The 22236-nt window shown below is 49.0% G+C and carries 16 protein-coding genes and 1 pseudogene; 8 read left to right on the forward strand and 9 right to left on the reverse strand.

The window, feature by feature from the left end; all coding sequences use genetic code 11:
- Positions 1-461: 461 nt before the first annotated feature.
- Together DXH47_RS06015 and DXH47_RS06020 are read right to left on the reverse strand one after the other, a co-directional pair.
- Positions 462-2659 (reverse strand): annotated as a pseudogene (locus DXH47_RS06015) (Tex family protein).
- Between the two features lie 170 nt (positions 2660-2829).
- Positions 2830-3726 carry a LysR family transcriptional regulator gene (locus tag DXH47_RS06020; RefSeq protein WP_170954968.1) on the reverse strand — a complete coding sequence of 299 codons (897 nt, stop codon included), beginning with the start codon at positions 3724-3726 and terminating at the stop codon, positions 2830-2832.
- 116 nt (positions 3727-3842) lie between these two features.
- Here DXH47_RS06020 and DXH47_RS06025 point away from each other — a divergent pair, with 116 nt between their 5' ends.
- Positions 3843-5195 carry an MFS transporter gene (locus tag DXH47_RS06025; protein ID WP_129032464.1) on the forward strand — a complete coding sequence of 451 codons (1353 nt, stop codon included), beginning with the start codon at positions 3843-3845 and terminating at the stop codon, positions 5193-5195.
- 203 nt (positions 5196-5398) lie between these two features.
- Complete coding sequence (gene xerS / locus DXH47_RS06030) at positions 5399-6463, forward strand: tyrosine recombinase XerS (RefSeq protein WP_129032465.1); 1065 nt, start codon at positions 5399-5401, stop codon at positions 6461-6463.
- A 139-nt stretch (positions 6464-6602) separates the two neighbouring features.
- Here xerS and DXH47_RS06035 read toward each other — a convergent pair whose 3' ends face one another.
- From DXH47_RS06035 to DXH47_RS06060, 6 genes are all read right to left on the reverse strand, one after another.
- A complete protein-coding gene (locus tag DXH47_RS06035) occupies positions 6603-7562 on the reverse strand; it encodes a nitronate monooxygenase (RefSeq protein ID WP_129032466.1) in 960 nt (319 codons plus the stop codon).
- Between the two features lie 87 nt (positions 7563-7649).
- On the reverse strand, positions 7650-8504 hold the full coding sequence (locus tag DXH47_RS06040; RefSeq protein WP_129032467.1) for an arginase family protein: 855 nt from the start codon (positions 8502-8504) through the stop codon (positions 7650-7652).
- Between the two features lie 69 nt (positions 8505-8573).
- On the reverse strand, positions 8574-8894 hold the full coding sequence (locus DXH47_RS06045; protein WP_129032468.1) for an ArsR/SmtB family transcription factor: 321 nt from the start codon (positions 8892-8894) through the stop codon (positions 8574-8576).
- A 249-nt stretch (positions 8895-9143) separates the two neighbouring features.
- A complete protein-coding gene (locus tag DXH47_RS12085; protein ID WP_404820012.1) occupies positions 9144-9191 on the reverse strand; it encodes a hypothetical protein in 48 nt (15 codons plus the stop codon).
- Positions 9192-9852: 661 nt separating this feature from the next.
- Entirely contained in the window at positions 9853-10671 is an 819-nt protein-coding gene (locus DXH47_RS06055) for an aldo/keto reductase (RefSeq protein WP_129032470.1), read from the reverse strand.
- Between the two features lie 81 nt (positions 10672-10752).
- Positions 10753-11664 (reverse strand): LysR family transcriptional regulator, encoded by a 912-nt coding sequence (locus DXH47_RS06060; RefSeq protein ID WP_170954969.1) that lies wholly within the window; start codon positions 11662-11664, stop codon positions 10753-10755.
- A 207-nt stretch (positions 11665-11871) separates the two neighbouring features.
- On the opposite strand from DXH47_RS06060, the gene DXH47_RS06065 reads away from it, so the two are divergent.
- From DXH47_RS06065 to purH, 4 genes are all read left to right on the forward strand, one after another.
- Entirely contained in the window at positions 11872-12810 is a 939-nt protein-coding gene (locus tag DXH47_RS06065; protein WP_170954970.1) for a DMT family transporter, read from the forward strand.
- A 367-nt stretch (positions 12811-13177) separates the two neighbouring features.
- Complete coding sequence (locus DXH47_RS06070) at positions 13178-14254, forward strand: NCS2 family permease (RefSeq protein WP_129032473.1); 1077 nt, start codon at positions 13178-13180, stop codon at positions 14252-14254.
- A 3-nt stretch (positions 14255-14257) separates the two neighbouring features.
- Positions 14258-14806 carry a phosphoribosyltransferase family protein gene (locus DXH47_RS06075; protein ID WP_129032474.1) on the forward strand — a complete coding sequence of 183 codons (549 nt, stop codon included), beginning with the start codon at positions 14258-14260 and terminating at the stop codon, positions 14804-14806.
- 30 nt (positions 14807-14836) lie between these two features.
- A complete protein-coding gene (gene purH, locus DXH47_RS06080; protein ID WP_129032475.1) occupies positions 14837-16369 on the forward strand; it encodes a bifunctional phosphoribosylaminoimidazolecarboxamide formyltransferase/IMP cyclohydrolase in 1533 nt (510 codons plus the stop codon).
- 85 nt (positions 16370-16454) lie between these two features.
- Here the strand turns inward: purH and DXH47_RS06085 are convergent, their stop codons facing one another.
- Positions 16455-17261 (reverse strand): aldo/keto reductase, encoded by an 807-nt coding sequence (locus DXH47_RS06085; protein WP_129032476.1) that lies wholly within the window; start codon positions 17259-17261, stop codon positions 16455-16457.
- Between the two features lie 542 nt (positions 17262-17803).
- Here DXH47_RS06085 and DXH47_RS06090 point away from each other — a divergent pair.
- Together DXH47_RS06090 and DXH47_RS06095 are read left to right on the forward strand one after the other, a co-directional pair.
- Complete coding sequence (locus DXH47_RS06090) at positions 17804-18988, forward strand: metallophosphoesterase family protein (protein ID WP_129032477.1); 1185 nt, start codon at positions 17804-17806, stop codon at positions 18986-18988.
- A gap of 3 nt (positions 18989-18991) precedes the next feature.
- Positions 18992-22174 (forward strand): SbcC/MukB-like Walker B domain-containing protein, encoded by a 3183-nt coding sequence (locus tag DXH47_RS06095; RefSeq protein WP_129032478.1) that lies wholly within the window; start codon positions 18992-18994, stop codon positions 22172-22174.
- The last annotated feature ends 62 nt before the right edge of the window (positions 22175-22236 follow it).

Consider the following 22236-nt stretch of genomic DNA (forward strand, 5'->3'; position numbering starts at 1 on the left):
TTAAATTCCATTTTTGTTTAACAACTGTATATTTTGACGCAGCGTTAGCAGACTGTGTCCCAAGTCCTAATAATAGTGCACAAGCAGCCGCCAAAACACCCCAAATTATTTTTTTCATTTATATTAACCCCCTACAAATTTAATTATAACGCAGGTGTCAGAACAAAGCGGGTAAACACATCATTAAAATATAGAAATTATTTAGTCGTGTAACGCGAATAACTGGTCATCTAATTCGTTAAAATGCCCCCTCTAAGTTTGGATTTACGCCAACTTAGGGGAGGCACTTTAACGAGAGGTTAGCAATTTTTTAGGTTCTATAACAGATTGTACTCATTAATAACCTTGATCTAGGGTGAGCTTAATTAGTCTTTGGCATGGTTTAAGAGGCTAATTCTGTTACAGTCTCAGGCTCCCCCATCCCATGATTGACATCATGGGAATTTTAACTAAAAGTGTGTTTAATCTTGTGGGCGTTGGCGCATAGTGAGTTGAATCCGGTTCCGTTGTTCGTCCACGCTTAAGACCCAGACGGTCACCACATCCCCAATCGCCACTTCGGCGTTAGGATCACTAACATAGTGGTCGGCTAACTGTGAAATGTGGACCAGCCCATCTTGTTTGACGCCAATGTCCACGAAGGCGCCGAAATCAACGACGTTACGGACGGTGCCTTGTAGCTCCATACCGGGTTTTAAATCCGCTATGGTCAGCACGTCCTGGCGTAATAACGGAGCGGGCATACTATCACGCAAATCGCGTCCGGGTTTACTCAGCCCCGCTAAAATATCCGTTAAGGTGGCCGTCCCAATGTCTAATTGTTGCGCCCACTTAGCCGTGTTCAATTGACGGACCTGTTGTTGTAAGTCGGCCGTTCCCAACGCTTTAGTCGTGGTCCCCATTTCCTTAAGGAGTTGTCGCGCGACCACATAGCTTTCCGGATGAATATCCGTGTTATCCAAGGGCTCACTACCGTCGATGATACGTAAGAAGCCGACCGCTTGTTGGTACGCCTTAGGTCCCAGCCGCGGGACGGCCTTTAACGTCTGCCGGTTGGCGAAAGCCCCGTGGTCGTTGCGAAACGTCACGATGTTTTGCACCGTGGTCGTGGTTAACCCAGAAATGTGGGTTAGAAGTTCGGGACTAGCGGTATTAACGTTGACCCCCACTTGATTGACCGCCGTTTCAACTACCCGGTCTAGTTGCGCATCCAGCGCCTTTTCGGGCACGTCATGTTGGTACTGACCGACACCAATGGCTTTGGGGTCAACCTTGATGAGTTCCGCCAGCGGATCCTGTAACCGGCGGCCAATACTAATGGCCGAGCGTTCTTCGACGTGGAGGTCCGCAAATTCTGCCGGGCGTTAGCGCTGGCCGAGTAGACCGATGCCCCCGCTTCGTTGACGATGACGTAGTAGACGGGATGATCTAACGTTTTTAAAATCTCACTGACAAATTCCTCGGATTCGCGGCTCGCGGTCCCGTTACCAATGGCGATCATTTCCACGTGGTACTGTTCTAGCAACCGTTTAAATTCGGGTCCAGCCGCCGCTCGTTGCTTGCCACTAGCCGGCTTGTGAGGATAAATAACCTGTTTGGCTAAAAAACGCCCGTTGGCATCCATGATGGCGAGCTTACACCCGGTCCGGTATGCCGGGTCAAAGCCCATGACAACTTTCCCCTTCAAAGGCGCCTGCATCAACAGGTGGTATAAATTATTGCCGAAGACCTGAATGGCGTGATTGTTGGCTTGCTCAGTTAAATGCCGACGGAGTTCCCGTTCAATGGCCGGGCCTAAGAAACGCTTGTAAGCGTCGGCGAACGCGGCCGTGATTTTCGCCACGGCCGGTCCCTGGTGCTGCCCGACTAAGCGAAAATGACCATATTGTAGAATCGATGGGTCATCGACCGCAATCCCGACCGATAACACTTTTTCCCGTTCCCCTCGGTTAATGGCGAGAATCCGGTATGGCGGGAGCTGTTTCAAGGCCTGACTAAAGTCATAGTAAGTCGCGTAGACCTGCTGCTCATCGAGGGCTTGGGCCCCGCGTTTGAGCTTACTGGTTAGGTCACCGTGTTGCCAGGTGTACCGGCGAATCCATTCCCGAAAGGCCGCCTGCTCACTGAAGGTTTCGGCCAAGATTTCGTGGACTCCGGCCCAAACTGCCGGGAGATTGGGTAAATCCTTGTCCGCCGCGATAAACGTTGCCGCTTTCGTGTCGAGGTCCCCAGCAGGAAACGTCAATAACCACTGGGCTAGTGGCGTTAATCCGGCTTAACGGGCGACCGTGGCCTTGGTCCGCCGCTTTTGTTTGTACGGCAGGTAAAGGTCCTCGACCTGTTGCAGGACGGTTGCCTGAGCCAATTGCTGCTTGAGGGGTGCCGTTAATTTTCCCTGTTCTTGGATGAGCTTCAGGACATCCTGGCGCCGCTGGTTCAATTTTTGCAGCCGGTGGGCCTCGTCTTCGATTTCACGAATCGCCACTTCGTCGAGGGTCCCGGTCCGCTCCTTGCGGTAACGGGCAATAAAGGGAACTGTGTTGCCCTCATCTAATAGCGTCAGTACCGCTTGAATCTGTTGGACGCGGTAGTGACTAAGTTGTTGATGAACGGACCTGGCTAGTTTTACGAGGCCAGTTGATGCTGAGTTGAGTACCATGTCATTCCTCCGTTAAGTCAAAATTAAATTCAATTTTATCTGTCATTTTAGTCGTCAACGCTAAAGATAAACGCAGGTAGGCCATATTCATTAATTATAGCATGGGTCGGTCGGATTAAGACGATACCCATAGTGCATCCCCAAACCAGAGTCGTACAAACCAGGGTTATTTAATTATCGATGATTTGCTGTACCACGTTTGTCAGCTTAACCATGGCTGGCGTTAATTTTAACGGCGCCATGATACCGTAAGGAATGCTGACGGGGAGATTTAACGGCCGCGTGACTGTCCCGGGTAAAATTGCCGGCCAACAATCGAGGGTCAATAAAGGCTGATTCGGTAAAATATCCCGATTAAACGTCTCAATCGTATAGTGGGCATCGGCCGCCATAGCCGTAAATTTGATCTGGGCTTGGGCCAAATAGTCGTAAACCTGATCAATCGCATTTGATTCATATTGGGGAATTAAGGCCAACTTAGTTCCGACCAAATCATCCGGCTGAATCACGGCCTGACGAGCCAAAGCATCGGTCTGGCACATAGTCAAGGTCAGCTTAGCCGTTGCCAGTTGGTAAAAATGAATATGCGAGGGTGTTTGCTGAAAGCCTGAAGGACCAACTAACAGATCAACCTGTTCACCTAAGTGCTGATACAGCATCGGAAATCCCATGTTCAGGGTCTCCAACGGAATGAATTGAAACCGATAATCTGGTAGCTGACGACTAACTTCGGCCCACAAGGCAGATTGACGACTAGCCGGATTCAACGTGGACGTTCCAATCCGAATCACTTTAGCTTGACTTCCCGTATAATGCTGAACCTGTTTCAGGAGACTTTCACTGTGATTAATCAAGGCGGGCGCCTGTTGATGGAGTAATTTTCCCGCTGCCGTTAGTTGCACACCCTGGGCGGTCCTTAAAAACAGAGTCACCCCAATCTGCTTTTCTAGCTCTTCAATCCGTCGTTTGACGGCCGGGGGCGTTAAATAACCGTGAGCAGCAGCTTGCGTAAAACTCCCATTAGTCACGACCAATTCAAAAATCGCCAAACTCATCATATCTAACATTGCCATTCCTCCATTAACCATCCCTTAATTCGCCTTAACAAAAGCTTTCTTCCCAACCGATTTCACTGGTTTTAAACTAAGACTACTTATTAGTTAAGAAAGATGGCGTTTAAACGATGCGTTTGAAACACTTTGATTTTATCATGTTAATTTTCCTGCTGGCCTATTTCATTATTCTGGTAGACACATCCCTCGTCTTTACCTGCTCCAACGAAATCGGCCGTTCTTTTGCGATGACGACGAATCAAGCGACCTGGATCAGCAATGCTTACGGCCTCACCTTTGGCAGCCTCCTCCTTCTGGGTGGACGCTTAGGTGACTTATGGGGCCGAAAGCCAATTTTTATCACGGGGCTCCTGATTTTCGGAATCAGTTCACTGACCGTGGGCTTAGCAACCAGTATGTTCATGCTCATTTTAGCCCGCGCTGTCCAGGGAGTTGGGGCCGCCATCATTGCGCCCGCCACCTTAGCTATTATTATGGATAATTATCAAGGTTCTCAACGGGACCACGCAATTGCCGTTTATGGGGCAATGTCTGGCATTGGGGTTAGTCTCGGCCTCATTATCGGCGCGGGCATCACAACTTTATGGTCATGGCGTGCTGGCTTTTTTATTAATTTACCCATCACCCTAGGCTTAATTTGGTTAACCCAGCGTTATCTGCCAGCGTCAAGTCGGCAACGACGCACCCTCGATTGGTCGGGAGTTGCCCTTTCGTTTTTAGGTATTGTGGGCCTGATTAACGGAATTAACGGCTATGGCAATCGGCTACTTTCCCTACTGATTGGTCTGCTACTGCTGGGAGGCTTTGCCCATCACGAAATAAGTAGCCCCCAAACATTAATTCCAGTGGCTATTTTAAATAATGCCTCCCGTACTCAAGCCTATTTGATTCGATTCGTTTATTCGGCGGCAATTACTAGCTTCTGGTTTTTCACTCCCCGGATTCTCCAAACGTTATACCACCTGAATCCAATTTTAGTTGGAGCCTCATTTTTGCCCATGACGTTGGTTAATTTCTGGTCTGCTCACCAGGTGGATCATTTAACCTGTCGGTATGGTAATCGCCAACCACTTTTATGGGGACTGATGATTGGCTTGATTGGTTTCCTGGGCTTACTAGGCATTCATCCCGGTGGAAACTATTGGGTAACCGTTGCCCTCCCGATGGTTCTGATTGGCTACGGCCAAGGCTGGATTTTAAGTCCCGTGACCACCTTAGCCGTAACCGGATTATCGCCCTCAGCAGCCGGTATCGGTTCCGGTCTAATTAACATCATGTTGCAACTTGGTGGCGTTACGGGACTAGCAACGCTTGCAACGTTATTTTCACACAACGGGTTACTTTCAGCTTACCATTTTGAATCACTGGGGATGGCACTACTCGTCTTAATTGGTCTGGGTATTACGCTGAACCTGGTTCGAGTAGCTGCACACCAACGACTAGTCTATAAAAAGTCGAATTAAAGTATGGGCAAAGTCACACTCGTTAAGTATAGCATGGGCTAGAATCATTTTAACGCTGATAAGGACACCATTGATGAGTCTAAAATGGCTAAATTAGTTCCTGTTTAATTTAAACAAGACATTTTACCCCCAGTTAAACAGTCGTCTTCTCCCGGCAAATATGCTAAGCTAAAGTCAAGAACGTCTGTTTGGAGGCCCTGTTTATGGAAAAGCAACACTATTTAAAACTCATCGACGAAGAACTCGCCCAAGCGCCCTGGTTCGTCCAGGAATACTATCAGGCTAAATCGACGATTCCCCTGTCCCCGGCGACGTTGTATCAGTACCTGACCGAATTTCGGCGCTTCTTTAACTGGTTGATTAGCGAGGGCCTCACCACGGCGACGCAGCCGACCGAGATTTCCCTCGACCTATTGGCCCATTTGAAAAAGGAAACGGTGGAACTCTACAAGTCCGCCCTATTGAACCAAACAAAACTGACCGGTGCGCGGGGCAGTCGGTCTCACCCCACTATCAACCGCTCGTTGAACGCGTTATCTTCGCTCTTCAAGTATCTGACCGAAGACACTGAAGATGAGCACGGTGAAGCCTACTTTGACCGTAACGTGATGCATAAGATTGCGCTGGTACGGACAAATGAAACTTATGCCACCCGGGCGGCGAACCTCAAGACCAAGTTGATGCTGGGCAATACGGATCACGACTACCTCGACTTCATCGATCATAAGTACGAACAAGGCCTGACACCGGCCCAACGGCGGTATTTTAAACGCGATAAGCGCCGGGACCTCGCCATCAACGCCCTCTTACTCGGCAGTGGCCTGCGGGTATCCGAAGCGGCCAACGCGGATTTGCGCCAATTGAACTTAAAGACCGCTACGATTGGGGTCGTGCGCAAAGGGGGCCAACGCGATACCGTGCCGATTGCCCCCTGGACCATGCCCTATATTCAGGCTTACGTTGAGCAACGTCCCACACTTTATCACGCAACGGCCAGTGACCGGGCCTTGTTTTTGACCATTTATCGCGGCCAGGCCTCCCGGATGCAGGCTAATTCCATCGAAAAAATGGTCGCCAAGTATTCGAGTGCCTTCAAAGTCCGCATCACGCCCCATAAGTTGCGGCATACTTTGGCTTCAAAATTGTATCTGGCAACGAAGAATGAGCAATTAGTCGCCACCCAGCTGGGGCAAAACTCGACAACTGCAACGGGTTTATACACGCACATGATTGATGACGAACAACGTAAGGGATTGAAGAAACTTTAGGCGATACAGCGTTGTCTTCAGAAAAAACAAACACCGCCCCTGCTGAAATTTACGCAAATTCAGCAGGGGCGGTGTTTTCAGAAATAAGTTCACCTGATTTGTCCAAAATAAATTTAACTGAGCCTCAGTAACAACTCGCTTATGCCTCCATTAAGGATTGGATGAGGGTTTTAACCGGTAATACCTTTTTAAGCGTATCGACACCAGTATTCACACTCACGATACCCGTTTGAAAATCCCCTTGAAGCATCCCCGGACGTACGCCCCCATTAACGCTGATTTGATGATCCAAATCGTTGTCTTTGGGCGTAGCCAGTTGGACTTGAGCATATTTTTTCGCTGGCCGTGTGTCCAGCGAACGTTGCGTGGGAGATACCCGAAAAAGGTTGTGGTGCGTTGCCGTCGCAACCATTTTTTTAGCCACGGGACTCATCGGCGACTCGGTCGTCATTAAGAAACGACTCCCAATGTAAACGCCCCGTGCACCCAAAGCAAGGGCCGCTTTAACACCGCGGCGATCATTGATGCCACCAGCAGCTAATACGGGGATGTTGACGGCATCGACCATGGTTGGAACAACGGTGAACGTTCCAAAATCTTGTTTCGGTAATACCCCGCCTTCGTCTGAGCCGGTGGCGACCGCGATATCTGCCCCGTAACGTTCCCCTAACTGCATTTGCGCAACTGTTGGTGTTAAGGGCCGAAAGATGATGATTCCCTGATGCGCTTTGATGAGTTGAAATAATTCTTGGTGGGCTGTACCGACTACAACGAAATATTTCACGCCCTCGGCAAAAGCGACCTTGAGGATTTCACGCGTATAAGTAGTATCGGCCAAGCTTTTACCGTCGTTTGGCGTTAAAATATTTAAGCCAAATGATTTTGAAGTGAGATTTTGGACCTGCTTGATTTCTGCCCGCATGCGTTCAGCCACTTCATGCGGGTCTCTGGCATTCGTTTGCTGACCAGCGTTAGGGCCCAGGACACCTAAACCACCGGCATCGCTAACCGCAGCAACAAATTTAGCATTGGTCAACCAAGACATTGGAGCTTGAATCAACGGGTACGTTGTTTGTAAGATTTTCGTAATGGGGTTCATTTAGGTTCCTCCTTAGATTTATATATCGCTAAATATGAATATATTAGATGAAAAAATAAATGCCATCTGGCATTTATTTAGTCGTGTTTACTTAAAAATGGCTAGTTTTTGGAGTTCATTATGCAAATTAATGGCGTCCCACGGCATGTGTTCAGCAATCGATAGCCCAACTAGCTCGGCGTGGGCACTCACATCTTGGAGCACCCGGCTAACCGTTGCCAACTTCATCGACCCAATAGCTGCGCCAAATTTTTGTCGGTCTAACCCGGGCTCTGCCGGTAAAACAGACCGAAAATCGTCCGGGTCTAAGACGTCTAGGTCTAAGTGAAGGGCCACGTGCTTGATGCCGGCTGCCGTAAACCAGGCTAAGAGGCGATCACTAGTCGTTGCCAAGTCTGCGGGCGTGAGTACTGCCATCTGTAAATCAGAAACTAGATGGTCCATTGGGCGTAACGCTTGCGTTTGTAACCCGGCAAACAAGACTTGTTTAGGGGTAAATGGGTGTCGGACCTGCTGGTTAAATTTGGCCGCCCCTTTTTGCATCAAATTAGCTACGACCATTTCGTGAATATGGTGCGAAGTGTCCGGATCAGAGGCATCGGGATGCGCATCTAACCAGATGATACCCAAATCATCGGGATATTTGCCGTGCAGGTAATCAAAGGGCGCTTCCGAAATTGAACAATCGCCCCCGAGGGTGATGACTCGCTGGGGTTGTTTGATCCGTAACGTGTCAGCGGTCGTTTGCATTTGTCGTAACAGGCTTGTTTCACCGTCGATACGGTCATTATCGGTAACTGCCGTTTGATCGACCGGGATGTGCAAGGTTTCCGTTTGAGAACTTTCGGGTACCAAGGCCTCCAGAATTTTAGCTCCCATTTGATAATTAGCGTTCATCCCGCCCGGCCATTGTGGCAACACCAGACGCAAATTCTCCGTCATACTAAAGCCTCCATTTATATTTATAAATCGAAAATTAACGATACTTAAGTGGAAATAAAAAGGAATTTCTTACAATTCCTCTGCCACGTACTGTGCTAACTCATGAATATGCTTGTCGTTCCGTCGGTAGTAGGTCCACTTCCCGTGCCGTTCCGAAATCAACAACCCACAGTTTTGCAAATCACTTAAGTATTTAGAAACAGTTGATTGGGCCAAACCGGCACGTTTAACGATGTCGGTCACACAAATTCCTCCCTTTTCCCGCATCATGAACCGTACAGTTTCACACGATACCGAAGTAATCTCCTTTTCTGGATTCTTGAGCCATTGTAGAATATCGAGCCGAGTCTGGTTAGATAGGACCGAAAACAACTTTGTATTAATTTCCATAGTTCTATTATATTCATAATTTACGATATGTAAATAGAATTATGGGAAAAATATAAAATTTATTGTCATGCGAAGCCGCTTATTTTTGACCATTGATAAGTCTGCAGTTGAGCAATCATTGTACACGCACATGATTGATGACGAACAACGTAAGGGATTGAAGAAACTCTAAACTATCAAACTAAATTAAAAATACCCCCACTAAGTTAATTTAGTGGGGGTATTTTTAATGAGCAGTTCTAACTTAATTTAAATGATTGAATTTTCACCGATCGTAATTCCCGGCAGCACCGTCACACCGCTGCCAATCCAGACATTATCGCCAATATGAATCGTTTTATTAAATTGAAGCCCGTGACACCGGGTGAGAAGCCGTTGCAAAGGTACAGTTGGGACCAATCATCGTATGATCACCAATAAAGATTTCCCCGTCATCCACAAATTTATTATCAAAATTAATAAAAACGTCCTTGCCAACGTGAACGTTGACCAAGCCAAAATTAGCGCAAATCGGTGGAAGAACGGACAGCCCGTCGGAATAAGTCCCAAGGGCGGCCCGAAGAAATGGGTCGCGCTGACGCAGACCGGACGTGGTCTCCGCAATTTAGTTAAATTCATTGATTCGCTGAACCCGCGTCCATATTGTCATAAAATTCGCCAGACATGACCTTTTTTTCATTGCATTGATTTTTCTTCGACACTCGTTTAATTATTAACTCCTCTTTACACTGCGCATGCACGTCAAGTAGCATGTGTTTATTTTTCATTACAAATATTATTATACCCACACGCTTTGATAATTAATATTTAGGCTTTTTAACTCGGTGCTTCGCTTCACCGCCGGTCATACCCAACAATCGCGAACGTACTATTAAAATCAAAAAGCGGGAACCAATCCGTAAATGAATTGGTTCCCGCTTAAAATTCTTCATCAACGCTCGTTGACTGTGCACCGCGATCAATAAGCTTCTTGCTCCATGGAAACGGGCCAACCGATGTCCGAATGTCCCTGATCCAAATTTTGGATAGTCTGAACTTCCTGATCATTTAATTTAAAATCAAAAACATTCAAATTATCAGCGATATGTTGCTGATTAATCGATTTGGGAATCACCATGATGCCCTGTTGAGTCAGAAAACGCAAAATAACCTGGGCAGTCGCTTTGTGATGTTCCGTTGCGATCCGGACGATTGCCGGATCCGTTAGCACCGAACTCAGCCCTTCGCCCAGGGGGGCCCAAGATTCATGCAGAATATGATGCTGCGCCAAAAAGCGGTGCATCTTGTTTTGTTGCCAATAAATATGGGTCTCAATCTGATCGACCATCGGCTTAACTTCAGCATAGGCCATTAGCTCTTGTAATTTTGAACTATTAAAGTTGCTAACGCCAATAGCCCGCAATTTACCGGCCTGGTAAGCTTCCACCAACGCGCGATACGTACCGGAATTGTCGATTGTTGGCCAGTGAATGAGCATGAGGTCCAAATAGTCTAACTGCGCCGTCCGCAGCGATTCATCAATTCCACGCAGCGTGCTCCGATAGCCGGAAGTTTGCGTTTTAGAGGTGATAAACAAGTCTTCGCGGGCCACTGTACTCGCCTTCACCGCCGCACCGACTTCGGCTTCATTGCCATAATTCTGGGCGGTATCAATACTCCGGTATCCCAAACGGATGGCCGCCGCCACGTTTTGCTCCGTGACGGCAGGCGCCATCTGATACGTTCCAAACCCAAGCGCCGGGACTTTTACCCCGTTATTCAATTCAAAATAATCCATCGTTTAACTTCCTTTCTAACTGATGAATTCATTTTACTCAAACTGACTAAAAAACAGAATAATCGCTTGATTAGCGTCACGTTAACCTGACGTTAATGCCGGCCGTTGCCGCCGATATTCCGCCCCAATCAGTTCAATAAACTGTTGTACCGCAGCAGTGGCGCGTTGTGAATAAACGATCCCGTAAGGCATTTGATATGTTGCATCCATCGCGACTGCTTTGATTGGGGCGTAAGCATCCTGCCAAATTCCCAGAGTTTCCATAATGTAATTATTCTGGCTGCAAATATTAAACGTATTAATATCATAAAAATCATCACTATCGATCACGGTAATATGGTGCGCTTCCAGCCGGTCACGCAGCGTGTCCAGCCGTGGTGACAGGCCGCGTTTGACCAAGATGACCTTTTCAGACTGCAGGTCATCAAAAGTCAACCGCTGCTTAGTCGCCAAACCGTTACTGATTGGCACGCCCCAGTATAATTTTGTTTCTGACAGTTCATAGGTCTGGTATGGGCCATGTTCGATTTGTTCAGAATTCATCGGCCCAACAAAAAAATCGATTTTAGTTCCCAGATTTATAAACATCCGCTGCATACTAAGCGGATCATCTTCAAATGAAACCAGATCAATTTGGTAATCAGTGTAATCAGCCATCCCCGACCAAACTTTGATCAACGGTTGCGCCGAACGCAGCAGCGAAGTTCCAATTTTAATGGTTTTAGGTCCCCGCTGGGCAATGTCGCGGGTCCGGGCCACAATCCGATCGGCTTCAGTCATATATTTATTCACTGATTCATAAAAGAAATTACCGGCTTTGGTTAAGCTCACACCCTGTGTGCTTCGGTTCAACAACTTAACACCAACCATCTCTTCAAGGCTATTCATTTGTTTCATGATCGAAACAGCCGAAATAAATAGTTGCGTTGCGGCCTTGGAGAAACTACCGGCACGCACCACTTGGATAAAGGTCGCTAACTTGGCATCGTACATAAATAACCCCTCCATCTCTGAATTACGCGTTGTTACCGCAATACTAATTTCCTTTTAATTAAACGTCAAGTTTAGCACAACCGCGTTAATAATGATTATCGCGGTTTTTACATTAACCATTAGTTAATACGAGACTAACTCGTTAAGCAATTCCTGATACCAGTTTTTTCCGCTATGCTAATATTTATCATTTTATGGTTGACTTACATGTTACTTTTTATCATTTTAGGAATCACAACGGGTGGGTTTATTCCCCTTCAAACATCGATCAATTCGCAATTGGGCAATCGGGTTAAAACACCGTTCTTATCATCTTTAATCTCATTTATCATTGGGGCACTCTTTTTGTTCATTCTGAGCCTCGTTACGGAGGCAGACCTGCCGCTCATCAACGACACCCTGAGCGCGCTGCCCTGGTGGGGCTATTTGGGCGGAATCATTGGCATGCTCTGTTTAACGCTGAACATCTTTCTGTTCCCCATTCTGGGCAGTGTCCAAACGGTCGTCATCCCGATGGTCGGTCAAATCCTGATGAGCATGGTCATCGATAACTTCGGCTGGTTGGATACCCAACCGAGTCCGCTAACACTAGCCAAACTAGCCGGTATCGTGTTGATCATCGCTGGGATCATGATCACGCTGGCGCTCCCGGGAATCTTGGCGAAGCAAACGCCGCGTCCACGCTCCACTACCAAATCTTCGAAATTTATCTGGCAAATCACCGCCCTCTTAGACGGCTTCGCGTTTGCCACCGAATCAACGATCAACGGCCACGTGGGGACCGTGTTAAAGTCACCGATCCATTCAGCATTCTTAACTTTTCTGATTGCTACGCTCATCTTGCTTGTGATCAACCTGGTTCAAGGTAATTTCAAAAAGCTGGGCTACCTGGTTGCTGCCCCGGCGCCCGCCTGGAATTTCTTGGGCGGTGTTATCGGCGGAATCAATATTTTGATCACCGCCCTGCTGGTCCCGCAAATTGGAATCAGTTTGGCCACTATCCTCGGTCTGATGGGACAAATCGTAATTAGTTTGGTGATCGACCACTGGGGGCTGTTAGGTGCTGAAGTCAACAAAGTCAACAAAATACAAGTCTCGGGCATCCTGACCATCATCTTTGGTATCGTAACAATTGAATTGATCTAAGCAGTTAGTGCCGCTCCAACAACAAAGGACCCGCAATTCGAACGCGAATTGTGGGTCCTTTGTTTCATTTGTATTGATTCCCCTATCAAATAATTTAGGTTAAATCTAGCAGAAGCCCCCTGCCCAAACAAGGGCAATGTCAGGGGTCTACAACATTGATACCCAACATTTTCGCATTATTTACAAATAAAATTAAATGGATTATAAATCTGCAAGCAGGTAGCTTAATACAAAATTGACTACTTTGCTTATAATTATATTTATAATTGCAAAAAAGTTCGCTTTTTTATAATTTTATGTAGTAATTACCATTTATTTACAATATAATGTTCACTAAAGACGAACTTTAAATTAGGAGGAAGCGAATATGCACTGGTTAACTGACTTACTGTCCGCCATTGGGGTCGTGCTTAATGGGATTCCTCAAGGCATCATGGCCATGTCCCTTGGATTTGCGATTTTTCCCACGATGTTTTCGTTTATTTTTGCCTCGGCCGTCAACGGGGCCTTTGGGGCGGTAGCGCCCCTCTCGTTTCAAGCCGAGTCGCTCGCTCTGACCGGAAAACTGGGCCGAAGTTTGCGGGAACGGACGTCGATCATCTTCGGCGGATCCGTCATCATGTTGGTGATTGGCCTGACCGGAACCCTGACGAAGATCGTTGACGTCCTGGGTAACGGCATCATGGCAGGGATGATGGCGGGGGTTGGCATCATGCTGGCTAAGATTGCCCTCTCGTTAGCCAAAGACCAACAGCTCACCGGCTGGATCTCCATTGCCCTAGCCGTCATCATCTATCTCATCACTAAGGATCTGGTGTGGACCATCACCATTTCGGTTGTGGGGTCGAGCCTCGCCGCCGTCGGTATTCAACACTACCACGCCGACCTACCGGAACACGTCACGGCACGCCGCTTCATTTTTACCAAGCCAACCGTGAACGTTCGGGTCGTTCGCGGCGCCTTGAGTCTGGCCTGCCTAAACATTGGGGCCAACATCTCTTACGGGTTGATCACCGGACAAATGACCGGCATCAAGCCCAACCCCGTTAACTTGAACCTATTGACCGGGACACAAGCCATTGCCGACATGGGAACCAGCCTGTTAGGTGGCGCGCCCGTCGAAGCCATCATCTCGGCGACCGCCAGTGCCCCCGAACCCGTCGTGGCGGGTATCATGATGATGCTCATCATGGCCGTCATTTTAGCCTTTGGGTGGTTGGCCAAGTTAGGGAAATTCGTTCCGAGCGCGTCGATTGCCGGGTTTCTATTGATTTTAGGTGTCGTGGTCATCTTCCCGGAAAACGCGGCGATTGCGCTACACGGCACGGGAACCACAGCCGCAGCCATTACCCTGGTGATTACCGCCATTGTTGATCCATTTACCGGCCTCCTGACCGGCGCCATTTTAAAATTCGTCTTGCCACTACTTGGATTGGGGGTCTAATACATGCCACAGACTTATGCGTTAACCGTCGGGAAGTTGACCCGACAATTGCCGATTATTCCCATTAGTGATGAACTGGCCATCGCGTCGTTCGTCTTATTGGGGGATGCCGAATTGACCGATTATGCGGCGCAAGCGTTAGCTACCAAATTACCCGCCGACTTCGACTACTTAGTGACCATGGAAAGCAAGGGCATCCCCCTGGCCCAGGAATTGAGCCGGGTGACCAATCATTCACAATTTGTGGTCCTGCGGAAGTCACAAAAAGACTACATGCGCTCTCCATTGTCCGTCCCCGTCAGCGCAATTACGACCAGTGCTCCCCAACGGCTGGTCCTGGATGGCGACGATGCCCAGCGCTTAGCCGGTCACCGGGTCGTGATCGTTGATGATGTCATTAGTAGCGGGGGCTCCTTGGAAGCTGCGCAAGCATTGATGGCTAAAGTCAACGCCCAAGTTGTCGGTCAGGTCGCGGTCTTGGCCGAGGGCGCCGCCGCTTTTCGCACCGATATTCAGTTTTTGGCTCCCCTGCCGCTGTTTCCCCGTGCTTAATCACTACTTATATAATAGGAGGAATTTCTCATGCGTCGTGCGTTACTTAGCGTTTCTGATAAAACTGGATTAGTCGATTTTGCCCGAACCTTGCTGGCTCAAGACTTTGAATTAGTTTCCACCGGTGGCACCCAGGCCGTCTTAGCTGCCGCCAACGTCCCGGTCACACCCATTGAAGCCGTGACGCACTTTCCCGAAATGCTGGATGGCCGCGTTAAAACGCTGAATCCGTTAGTCTTCGGCGGAATTTTAGCGAAACGTGACAACGTTGAGCACCAACAAACCTTAAAAGACCACAACATTACCCCTATCGACCTGGTTTGTGTCAATCTATATCCCTTCGCCCAGACCATTCAGGACCCGGACGTCACTCTCGCCGAAGCTGTGGAACAAATCGATATCGGCGGACAGTCACTAATTCGGGCTGCGGCCAAGAACTACCCGGACGTCTTGGTGGTCTGTGACCCCGACGATTATCAGCCGGTCGGTCAAGCGTTACAAACCCATAACGATGACATCGCGTTTCGGAAACGGCTAGCTGCCAAGGCCTTCCAACACACGGCCCAATACGATGCGCTGATTGCGACCTACTTAACTGATGATGATAGCGCGACGGACCAACTAACTTTGACCTACCAGAAAGAACAGTCCTTGCGCTACGGGGAGAACCCGCAACAAGCCGCCACGCTTTTTCGCGACCCCTCCCCAGTACCCTTCTCCATTCCGGCAGCCAAGCAGCTCCACGGGAAACCGCTCTCCTTTAACAACTTAAAGGACGCCGATGCGGCGCTGGGGTTGATTCGCGAATTCGACCGGCCAACCGTGATCGCCTTGAAGCACATGAATCCCTGTGGTGTGGGCTCGGCGGATGACCTTGAAACGGCTTGGGATAAATGCTACGCCGGAGACACGATGTCCATCTTTGGCGGCATCATCGTGTTGAACCGGCCCGTTGATTTGGCGACGGCGCAAAAGATGCACCAGCTTTTCTTAAAAATCATTATTGCCCCCGGTTTTGACGATGATGCCTACGCTGTTCTGGCCAAAAAGAAAAATCTACGTCTGTTAACGGTCGACTTCACCCACGCCAAGGACCCGGAAGCCCCAGAATACGTGAGCGTGCGTGGCGGTCTGTTACAGCAGGAACGCGATCACGTGATTGATGACCTGGCTAACTTCACCGTCCCTAGTCAGGCCCAACCCACAGCCGAACAACTCGCCGCGATTCAGTTTGGCTTGAAGGCCATTAAATTCGTTAAGAGTAACGCCATTCTGGTCAACACCACCAGTCAAACGCTCGGCGTCGGTCCCGGGCAGATGAATCGGATTGACGCGTTAAAGATTGCCGTCACTAAGGCCGAGGGTAAAGCAGGTTATGACCATAGCGTCTTGGTCTCCGACGCCTTTTTCCCCATGGATGACTGCGTCGAATACGCTGCGGAACACGGAATTCACGTGATTGCCGAACCTGGTGGGAGTATTCGTGATAAAGACTCCATCGCCATGGCCGACAAACACGGCGTCGCCTTAGTCTTTACCGGTCACTGGCACTTCCGCCACTAACTGGTATACCTTTTGACAAGATAAAACGCCCCCGACAAATTAAGGTCGGGGGCGTTATTTTGGGCTTCATTTTAAATCAAATTTATTAATCGTAATTCAGGTGCTTATCCTGGTCTAAGGCGTTGATGGCTTTGATTTCATCAGCGGTTAGTTCAAAATCAAAGATGTCGAAGTTTTCCCGGACCCGAGCGGCCTTCGAAGACTTCGGGAAGACCACGAAGCCGGTGTCGACTTGCCAACGTAAGACGACTTGCGCCGGTGTTTTCTCGTGGGCTTTAGCAATCTTCGTGATGGTCTCGTCTTCCAGAATCATGTGCCCATGACCGATTGGGGAGTAGCCTTCGTTAACGATGTCGTTATCCTGGTCAAATTGGCCCAAGTCGGCTTGAACCTTGTAAGGGTGTCGTTCGATTTGGTTGACCATCGGCTTAACCTTAGCGACGTCAAAGAGTTGTTGGAGCTGGTCCTTGGAAAAGTTCGAAACGCCAATCGCCCGGACCTTCTTTTGATCGTAAAGGGTTTCTAAGGCGTGCCAAGTCTCTAACGTTAAGTCAAAGTCCTTTTCATTGGGCCAGTGAATCAGGTAGAGGTCCAAGTAATCGAGTTGTAAGTCCTTTAATGTCTGGTCAAAAGCGGCCAGCGTCTTGTCGTAGCCTTGATCGGCATTCCAGACCTTGGACGTGATAAATAAATCTTTGCGGTCGACGTCAGCTTTTTTGAGGGCTGCCCCGACTTCGGCTTCGTTGCCGTAGATGTGGGCACAATCAAAGTGCCGGTACCCGGCATCTAATGCCGTTTGCAGAGATTCCGGAACATCTTGGTTGTCAATCTGATACGTCCCAAACCCTAAAACGGGGATGGTGACGCCATTGCTTAACTGTGCAGTTTGCATGTGATGACCTCACTTTTTTAGTAGTTACGTTTTCTCATCTTAACAGACTAGTAAAACGTCCATTTGACTGACACTGCTGGTACTTTGAAGCTGATGAAGCGGTGCCAATCTCTATGACCATCATACCTTGTCATCGTCCTGGCGGCAACTGATTGACCCTTTAAAGGAAGTTGCCCGCTAATGATGTGAGGTGGAAATCGTCCACTAGAACTGGTTTGAGACCGACAATTAAAACTTATGATGAATTAAAAAGTTAAAACTTTAGTGGTTAAACGTCAGCAGGTGTCATCCTAGAGGATTATGCTGAAAGTCAGAGTAAGCCATACTGGGAACGTAAAAATAAACCATTGGAACTTTACAATTTGCTATTCTCAAATCAGGTTTACTTTTGTGATTCTTTCCACTCTACGCTGTTCCCGGGCGAATTTTCTAATAATTAAGACATTAATTGTTATTTTCAGGATTTCGATAACGAACATTTGTTCGAAGAACGTGAGATGTGGCATAATAGACCTTAACCAGACTAACAAGGAGGACTTCCCATGAAATTATTACATACGGCCGATTGGCATATCGGGCGGACGCTCAACGGTTACTCACTATTGGCTGAACAAGAACAAGCCTTTCAACAAATCTTACAAATTGCCCTGGATGAGCACGTGGATGGTATCGTGGTCGCCGGCGACCTGTACGATCGCGCCGTTCCCAATACCGACGCCGTGACCGCGTTGGACCACATGTTTCGCGCGATTAATATTGAGCATCAACTTCCGATTTACGCCATTTCGGGAAATCATGACGGGGCTAAACGCCTGAACTACGGCCGTGAATGGTTAGCCAATACCGGGTTTCATTTGAACACATTATTAGAAGAAGCCTTTACGCCCATCGAAACGGCGAGCACGCAAATCTTCTTACTGCCGTTCTTTGATCCCATGGATGCTCGAGTCTATTACAGTCACCAAGGCATGTCCGAAGACCAAACTAAGGCCATCCACACGATTAACGATGCTATGCAATTGGTTATCGCCGATTTGGTCAAATTATTTGACCCGCAGAAACGCCATCTGCTAGTTACCCACTTTGCTGTAACCGCCAGTGCCGATGATGAGTTGGACCTGACCAGCGAAACCACGTCCAAGGTCGGTGGCTTGGCCAGTCTTCCTGCTAGTCTGTTCGAAGCCTTTGATTACGTCATGCTGGGCCACATCCACACCCGGTTAGCTTCTCCGATGAAAGATAAAATCCGTTACGCCGGGAGTCCAGTCAAATTCAACGTGAAGGAAGCCAATCCCAAATTTCACGGAAAAGGTGTGGAAATCGTTGACATCACCGCCGACCACATCACCCACACCTTCAAGCCCATCACGCCCCACACGGACTTAATTGCGTTAAAGGCCCCTTGGAAAACGTTAACGGATCCCGAGTATTACCATCAACAGCCCTGCAACCAAGCTTGGTTTGCTATCACGATTGAAGACTTTGACCGTAGCCAACACCTAAACGTCAGAGCCGAGTTGCAAAAAATATATGGGACCGTTGTGGAACTCGACTACGCCGACACCCAAGCTAAGCCGATTGACCACCCAGAAACGGCCACGCCCGGCACCCTCAGTCCCGACGATTTAGTCGGTCAGTTCTTTCACGCGGTCACCGGTCACGACCTATCCCAGCCACAGCAGCGATTAGTCGACAATATCTTCATCGACTTGAGTCAGGAGGAATAATCTATGAAACCCGTTTACTTAAAAATGACTTACTTTGGCCCCTACCAAGAAGCGGCCATTGACTTTCGCCAGCTCGAAGAGGCCCCCATCTTTCTAATTGGTGGCGATACCGGGGCCGGCAAATCGACCATCTTTGATGCCATGACCTACGCGCTATTTGGCAGCACCACTAATGACGGTGCGGACGGCCGCGGGGCTAAGGAACTGCGCAGTCAATTTGCCCCTGCTGATCAGGCCACGACCATCACCTTTTATTTCGAGCAAGGAAACCAACTCTATAAAATCACTCGGTCTCCGGAGCAATCGTTAGCCAAGAAAAGGGGGAACGGTACGACCAAAAAGAACGCGACCGCCACGTTGGCGACCATGACCACCGTTGGCGGGACGGAAACGGCCAGCATCGCGGCTAAACCCGCCGACGTGGGCCCGGAAATCATGTCAATTTTAAATTTGAATGCCGATCAATTTAAAAAGATTATCCTGTTGCCGCAAAACGACTTCTCGGAATTTTTGAAGGCCAAGACAACGGACAAAGAGCGCATCTTAAAGAAAATCTTTGGGACCCAGTTGTACACGGACTTTACCGCCAAACTGAAGGAACGGTATGACGCGGCCAGCCAGACCGGTCAACAGTTCACCAACCAATTAACGGCTCAACTCACAGCGGCAACGTGGACGCCCACCGAACAAGACCAGCTACAGCAAGCCGCGGCGCCGGAACAACCTGCCCTGCTGAAAGCTTTCGTTACGCAACGGCAACAAACGTTAACCAAGGTAACGGCTAACGCGCAAACCAATCAACAAGCGCTCGACCACGCCACCGCGGCTTACCAACAAGGTCGCGATATCGACCAGAAATTCAAACGTCTCGCAACGACTAAGGCGGACTATCAGCAAAAAATCACGGCACAAAAGCCACAAATTGCTGCCCAAGAAGCGCAATTGTCCAAGTTACGCTGGGCCGCTACGCTCAGCGATACGGTTAGGGATTATCAGCAGGCCCAAGCCGACCAACAACACCTTAAACAGGCCCAAACGGCCGCCCAAACAGCTGCCGTCCAGGCCAACGACCGGGTCGAACAAGCCCAACAAACGCAAAAAAAGTTGACGGATCAAGCCGCCGATTTTGACCAGCAACAGCACCGGGTCGACCAATTGATCACCCTCATCCCCCAGGCCCAAAAAGTCGAAGATCTGACGACGCAGGTAGCTCAGCTCCAACCAACGGTAACCCAAGCCCAAAAACAATATACTGACCAGAAGGCCCAAATTGATACTTTAGCCGCGACCATTACCCAACAACGAGCTGCTTTAGCGCCAGTAGATGAGTTACGGACAACTAAAGATCACCTCACGCAGCAACGCTCCCAAGCCGTGGATACCCTGACCCCCCTGTTTAACCAGCAACAAACGACTCGCGCCACGGTCAAACGGCTTCAGGCGGATTATGACCAAGCTCAAACGGCTCAGCAAGACCGTCAAAATCAATTGACGGCCGCACAAACTGACTTTCAAACCCAAAAGGGTCGGCGACAAGACCTGATGATTGCCCAACTTCAACAGGAATTGGTCAACGGTGAACCTTGCGTGGTCTGTGGCTCTTTGGACCATTCGCATATGCAGCCCCACGTAGCGGCCAGTGAGACCGAGTTGAAAGCGGCCATGACAGCGGTCGATGCATCGCAAAACACCCTGGCGGCGGCGCAAAAGAGTGTTGCCAACGGTCAAGAGCAGATTCAAAAATTACAGACAGAACTGGCTACTGCGCAACAGGACCAAACAACGGCGACCACCCAACTAACCACACAGTACCAACAATTACGTCAGAACACGAGCTTAATCAGCTTACCCCAAACAGCTGAGCTGAAGACGATTAAAGCGGCGTTTGACCAGCAATTGCAAACGGCCACGACCGAGTTGAAACAAGCCGAAAAAGCTGCCCAAACCGTCCAAGCCTTGGAAACGCAACTGACCACCAAGCGTGACGACTTAAATGCAGCGCAAGTCACCTTAGCGCAACAGCAGGCAACCTTGAAAGGGAAACAAAGTGACCTGCAAGCCGCCCAGAAAGTCTTACCAAGTGATGCGGGATCCAGCGCACAATTGGCCCAAGAAAAAACGCAATTGACGCAAGCAATCGCGACCTACACGGCAACTAGCCAAAAGGCGACGACTGAAACCCATCAAGCTCAGCTGGACCAATCGACGACTACGACCAAACTTGAAGACTTGAATCAACAATTGACGGCCAAGCAACACCAGGTCACGGCGTTAAATGATAGCCTCACCGCGGCGCTTAACGCCATGACGGCCCCCACCCAGGACCTCGCTACGTTGCAGCAGTGGTTAGCAGACATCGCTGATGGGACCATGGATCACCTGCAGACCACCATTACCAGTTATCACCGTGACGCCCAGAACCTCACGGCGACGATTGAGGCCCTGGAGTCTGAGTTGTCCGACCAAACGATCCCAGATCTAGCGGCGTTAAAAGCTACCCTGGCCACCCAACAAGCGCAACGTGACGAGCTGATCCGAGAGCAAGCCAACGCCACGACCGCGGCCAAAACGGCACAAGCTAGCTACCAGCAAATCCAGCAGATTTTACGTGACCAAGGTGACTTCGCCAAACGATTTGCCGAGTTGACGGGATTATACAATATCGTCACGGGAAAAGATGGCAACGATCAGAAGTTGAAACTTGAAACCTACGTGGTTCAGAACTACCTCCAACGGGTCTTGACCTACGCCAACGAGCACTTCATCAACCTACTGTCTAATAACCGTTACACGTTTGAACTCGCTGCCAAAGTCGCCGACCACCGGACCGACCACGGACTCGATATTTACGTCTTCGATAACGAAACGGGCCATTCCCGTTCAGCCGACACGCTGTCCGGTGGGGAGACCTTCATTGCGGCGCTGTCCATCGCGCTATCGCTCAGTGAAGTCGTGCAGTCCTCAGCCAACGGGGTTCAAATCGATGCCCTCTTCGTCGACGAAGGCTTTGGGTCTTTGGATGATGAGACTTTGGAAAAGGCCATGCAGGCACTTGAGACCATCGGTGAAAACCGGATGGTGGGCGTCATCAGCCATATCGAATCCATGAAACGCACGATTGGCCAACAGGTCTTGATACAAAAATTAGGCGATGGCCGTAGCCAAGTCAAACTCATTAGTAAGTAGATTACTTTCCCACAATAATAAAATTTGCACGAAAAAGCTCGCTTAACCATCATTGGCACGGT

This window comes from Levilactobacillus suantsaii, assembly GCF_004115745.1.
Lineage (GTDB): Bacteria > Bacillota > Bacilli > Lactobacillales > Lactobacillaceae > Levilactobacillus > Levilactobacillus suantsaii.

Excerpts from the sequence above, each read along its gene's own strand:
- DXH47_RS06020 (WP_170954968.1), bottom strand. The coding sequence starts at position 3,726 with ATGTTAGATATGATGAGTTTGGCGATTTTTGAATTGGTCGTGACTAAT.
- DXH47_RS06060 (WP_170954969.1), bottom strand. The coding sequence starts at position 11,664 with ATGTACGATGCCAAGTTAGCGACCTTTATCCAAGTGGTGCGTGCCGGT.
- DXH47_RS06075 (WP_129032474.1), top strand. The coding sequence starts at position 14,258 with ATGCCACAGACTTATGCGTTAACCGTCGGGAAGTTGACCCGACAATTG.
- DXH47_RS06090 (WP_129032477.1), top strand. The coding sequence starts at position 17,804 with ATGAAATTATTACATACGGCCGATTGGCATATCGGGCGGACGCTCAAC.
- xerS (WP_129032465.1), top strand. The coding sequence starts at position 5,399 with ATGGAAAAGCAACACTATTTAAAACTCATCGACGAAGAACTCGCCCAA.
- DXH47_RS06045 (WP_129032468.1), bottom strand. The coding sequence starts at position 8,894 with ATGGAAATTAATACAAAGTTGTTTTCGGTCCTATCTAACCAGACTCGG.
- DXH47_RS06055 (WP_129032470.1), bottom strand. The coding sequence starts at position 10,671 with ATGGATTATTTTGAATTGAATAACGGGGTAAAAGTCCCGGCGCTTGGG.
- DXH47_RS06085 (WP_129032476.1), bottom strand. The coding sequence starts at position 17,261 with ATGCAAACTGCACAGTTAAGCAATGGCGTCACCATCCCCGTTTTAGGG.
- DXH47_RS06040 (WP_129032467.1), bottom strand. The coding sequence starts at position 8,504 with ATGACGGAGAATTTGCGTCTGGTGTTGCCACAATGGCCGGGCGGGATG.
- purH (WP_129032475.1), top strand. The coding sequence starts at position 14,837 with ATGCGTCGTGCGTTACTTAGCGTTTCTGATAAAACTGGATTAGTCGAT.
- DXH47_RS06035 (WP_129032466.1), bottom strand. The coding sequence starts at position 7,562 with ATGAACCCCATTACGAAAATCTTACAAACAACGTACCCGTTGATTCAA.
- DXH47_RS06065 (WP_170954970.1), top strand. The coding sequence starts at position 11,872 with ATGTTACTTTTTATCATTTTAGGAATCACAACGGGTGGGTTTATTCCC.
- DXH47_RS06070 (WP_129032473.1), top strand. The coding sequence starts at position 13,178 with ATGCACTGGTTAACTGACTTACTGTCCGCCATTGGGGTCGTGCTTAAT.
- DXH47_RS06025 (WP_129032464.1), top strand. The coding sequence starts at position 3,843 with ATGCGTTTGAAACACTTTGATTTTATCATGTTAATTTTCCTGCTGGCC.
- DXH47_RS06095 (WP_129032478.1), top strand. The coding sequence starts at position 18,992 with ATGAAACCCGTTTACTTAAAAATGACTTACTTTGGCCCCTACCAAGAA.